Here is a 2,374-nt window from a genome sequence, read left to right as displayed (position 1 = left end):
ACATTGTAAGCAAAACAAGCCAGGATTAAACCTGGGTTAGTGTAGTGGAAGGGATTACGACCAACGAATGTGGTGGTGATGTCTAGTACCCAGAAAAATAGTGCGATCGCTCCCCCTGTGTGACGTTCTTTCATGCCGGCAACTTTATAATCACCCCATAAAGCCACGGTCAAATCGATGTTTCCAGTCGGTTTTGTACCCAGAGTATATTGCTTGGAATCTTCAAATTCATGCAAGGCTTGCTGGGGATCTTTACCACGCAATGTTCGCGCTTCCATGACTTGTACTAATGCAGAGATGCCAAAACTAATCCAAAACAACACATTGAACGGTAATTGTAACCAACCGATCCAACCGATCCATTCTTGCTCAAACCACGGTAGAAGAGGTTTTCCCTGGAATAAAACTTGCCAAATGCTATCAGTAGAAAGCAGTGTACCAATCCAGAAACCAATTGCACCAACAAGCTTGTATCCGGGTGTGCCTGGGGTAACAAATTGGGCAATGATATGTGAGATAAAGATGACTGGCAGTGAAATTAATGCCACAATCCACCGAGCTAACAATTCTAGGTAGTCACTCCCTCCTTTTTTTGGCTCTGTTTATGGTGATGATTCTGGTTTTGGTTGTGAATTAGATTTGTTTGGAGTGAGATATTTCATAAATCAATCACGGGAATCTTGGTACAGTGGCGAATTCTTACAAGCATTTTTGAATCTATACTTCCACCGCCATTGCCTCTGTTCAATTCGCCCAATACATAAACCAGTTGAGTCATACACAAAAACTGTCTCATCTTCTAAATAACCTGTAGTGTCAGGTCTAGGGTTACGTTTTTTCGAGTCTAAATAGTTCCTGATTCGTAACTTACTGAATGAGGGCATAATTCCAAGAGAGTTAATTTTGTCAGCGGTTTCTGCCCTTTGCTCGGCTTTAATGCGTTCTAGTTCTTCAGACTCTCGAATCGTAATGCCGTGAGAGTAAGTTTTGAATTGGGCTGGCAGTTGCGATAATCAAGGACTTGCGATTAACCCCATGCCCAATAATCCCAACATCGCTTGCTTCTGGTATTTCATTGTCACTCAACCGGAATATTTTACGGTTGTTGCCCGTCGATACTTTGTGTTGTTTGGGGCGGCGGTGCATTAGCAACACGAATGTAAACAGACAGCCCAATACAAATTAAGAAAAAAATAATTGAGAATCCGAAAAGATCCTGCTCGAAGAACTTGCGCCATTTTAAGCTGGAGATTGGAATTTCTCGCTCAACAAAGAGCGTGTCAAATTTTTCAGATCCTGAATCGTCGTGGGTCGTGTGGACTTTTTTTCTGATGTCGGCACTCCTAGTTCTTGTAAGAATGCTTCCGGGTCAAAACCAACAGTTGCAGTATTAGTGAGTTTTTGAACCTCTTGTTTTACCTCATCCCCAGTCTTTAACCCGTACTCTTGGGTAATTTGTTGCCTGATTTCGGGATTTTTGGCCAACTGATAAATAAACGCTATTTCATCGAAGCCTTGCTCTGTCCTTCGCTGCAATGAACGAGCATCAAGCTCACTTGTGATTTCATCAAACAATTCTTGCTCAAACTCATGAACTGCCAGCGCTTGAGCAACAGTCTTGCCTGCCACAATGTCCAAGAATGCTTTAAACGTTTCCCGGCTGACTCCAACAAATTGTAATTGTTCAGTGGCCATATCTATTGCTCCCGTCTGTATATTCGCCAAATTGCCGCTACCTCCTAACAGCTTCGATTTGTCGAGGGTTGCTTGCGCTAGATTGAACAACCTTTCTAAGCGATCGCTGATTTCTACAGGAAATTCTTCTGCATTTGGATCAACTGTTGAGTCTGAGGCGGCAAGTTGTTCTAATCCAGCAATAATTTGCTCTGGGCTGTAACTGGCACTTAATAATTCAAACAATTCTGCGCGAGTAAATATGTTATCCGACATGATGTGAATCGAATGGCACTAAGAAAAGCTATAAGCTATGCAGGATAAGGACTACAGCTTTAATGCTCACTCCCGCAGTAATGGCATAAGTCAGGCGATGGTCGCAAAGCGAACCGCCTTCGGCATCGCGGATAGAAGGATGATGTACAATCTAAAAATTTTTTGGAGGTAGAAAAAGCTTACTCGTCTGTGAAATACTTTTTTTGAGACGAGCAAGCGAATACGATAATTACTACTGTGACACTACGAGTACAAATCCTCAAGGACAAATTTAATCAAAGTTTGGGGCTACCTTTTAAAGAACTATTGCCAGAATCTGTAATTAAACAAGCCATATCTGAGCTAAAAATCAAATATAAAAAGCGATTATTTGACCCATTAATAACGTTGTGGGTGTTTTTATCGCAAGTGTTGGATACTGATA

General features: G+C 41.8%; 4 protein-coding genes and 1 pseudogene. 2 read left to right on the top strand and 3 right to left on the bottom strand.

Going from position 1 to position 2,374, the window contains the following annotated elements; all coding sequences use genetic code 11:
• Nucleotides 1–566, bottom strand: a 566-nt coding sequence (locus H6G97_RS49975) for a hypothetical protein (RefSeq protein WP_242056186.1), incomplete at its 3' end; no start/stop codon positions are given.
• A 99-nt stretch (nt 567–665) separates the two neighbouring features.
• On the bottom strand, nt 666–884 hold the full coding sequence (locus H6G97_RS55775; RefSeq protein ID WP_338422029.1) for a hypothetical protein: 219 nt from the start codon (nt 882–884) through the stop codon (nt 666–668).
• 103 nt (nt 885–987) lie between these two features.
• On the opposite strand from H6G97_RS55775, the gene H6G97_RS55770 reads away from it, so the two are divergent.
• Nucleotides 988–1,149 carry a hypothetical protein gene (locus H6G97_RS55770; RefSeq protein ID WP_338422028.1) on the top strand — a complete coding sequence of 54 codons (162 nt, stop codon included), beginning with the start codon at nt 988–990 and terminating at the stop codon, nt 1,147–1,149.
• A gap of 90 nt (nt 1,150–1,239) precedes the next feature.
• On the opposite strand, the gene H6G97_RS49965 is transcribed toward H6G97_RS55770, so the two are convergent.
• Nucleotides 1,240–1,950 carry a hypothetical protein gene (locus H6G97_RS49965; protein ID WP_190947641.1) on the bottom strand — a complete coding sequence of 237 codons (711 nt, stop codon included), beginning with the start codon at nt 1,948–1,950 and terminating at the stop codon, nt 1,240–1,242.
• A gap of 237 nt (nt 1,951–2,187) precedes the next feature.
• On the opposite strand from H6G97_RS49965, the pseudogene H6G97_RS52080 reads away from it, so the two are divergent.
• Nucleotides 2,188–2,374, top strand: a pseudogene (locus H6G97_RS52080) (IS4 family transposase); the annotation flags it as partial.

The sequence above is a fragment of the Nostoc flagelliforme FACHB-838 genome (genome assembly GCF_014698065.1).
Taxonomy (GTDB): Bacteria; Cyanobacteriota; Cyanobacteriia; order Cyanobacteriales; family Nostocaceae; genus Nostoc; species Nostoc flagelliforme_B.
Note: the sequence above shows the minus strand (reverse complement) of the source record. Positions and strands in the feature narration are given on the sequence as shown.

What these genes read in the sequence shown, in the direction of transcription:
- H6G97_RS55775 (WP_338422029.1), bottom strand. Translation starts at nt 884, where the DNA reads ATGCCCTCATTCAGTAAGTTACGAATCAGGAACTATTTAGACTCGAAA.
- H6G97_RS49965 (WP_190947641.1), bottom strand. Translation starts at nt 1,950, where the DNA reads ATGTCGGATAACATATTTACTCGCGCAGAATTGTTTGAATTATTAAGT.